The organism is Ruegeria sp. F5 (assembly GCF_056533845.1).
In genome coordinates, this window is record NZ_JBQFOU010000072.1 from 1 (window position 1) to 1158 (window position 1158).

Annotated in this window: 1 protein-coding gene; it reads right to left on the reverse strand. The window is 52.9% G+C overall.

Annotation, left to right across the window (positions count from 1 at the left end):
• A partial coding sequence (locus tag ACR0K1_RS25590; RefSeq protein WP_480852320.1) for a Hint domain-containing protein occupies nucleotides 1-1158 on the reverse strand: 1158 nt, incomplete at both ends.

Genomic DNA, 1158 nt, shown 5'->3' on the forward strand with positions numbered 1-1158 from the left:
CTCAATTAACTCCTGATATACTTGTAGATCTGCATTGAGTATGTGTTCACCTGCGTAAAAGCTTTCGAGTAGGGCATTTTCGCAGTTTACGATTTCGTGTTTGTCAAACATGATGTGGATGTAGTTTACCGTATCACAAGGATCACGGCAGACTTGGTCTCCATCACACAGATGTTTGGCGGCACAGAGCAACTCGGGTGCATGGAAATACAGTTCACAGCGCCAACCAGAAACCAGCATTCGATGCTGGGGTGATACACGCAGCTCGCGACGGTTTCCGATTGCGCCAGGCGCAAACCGGATTGGGGAATGCTTGCCCCGCCCGCAAACAGAACGTTTGCCGATCCATCTCACGGGCTGCTGTCCATGATCCAGTGTTTCAACCAGATCGCCAATTTTCAGGTCTTCGATTAGGCGATCACCGCTTGGGGTGCGAATTTGCGTTCCCTCAGTGAAACATGCGATTTCGACCGTCTCGATACTCAGATAGGTGAAACTCCGGCCGTTCGGTAGGTTGGCCGTCCCGCCGGTAGATCCAGGAGAAAACGGAGTGAATGTAGAGCCCGGAGGCAAAATCAACCGGTCGTTCCCATTGCCGCCATCAACGAAACTTGTGTTCAAACCGGCGTATATGACGTCTCTCCCGCCGCCGCCGTCCAGATTGCCACTGCCGTCTTCCGCAAAAAGCGTGTCGCGACCGCCGCCTCCACTGAGATTGTTATTTCCTGAACCGCCGCGCAGGATATCTTGACCCTGACCGCCAAAGATATTGTTGTCGCCTGAGCCGCCTTGCAGGGTGTCATTGCCACGCCCACCGCTGATGCTTCCGCCAAGCGAACCGCTATCGACAAGGGTATCGTTTCCTCGCCCACCGCTATACCCACCTGCATTCAGACCAACGGACCCACTTACATTGTCATCATTGTTGTTACCGATGTACTCGACGAACTGGCTGAATGACCCTCCGGCAAGATCGGCATCGGTATAGGCCGTTACGGTGCCTGTACTCGTGTTGGTGAAGGTAATGGAGCTTCCAGTCATAGAAACTTGGATCGCGTTGCTCAGCCCCGATGCATCAATCGTGCTATCGGGGCCAATATCCAGCGAAGCCCAAAAACCGGGATCGTTTATATCTGCATTGGTTAGAGTGATAAAAAC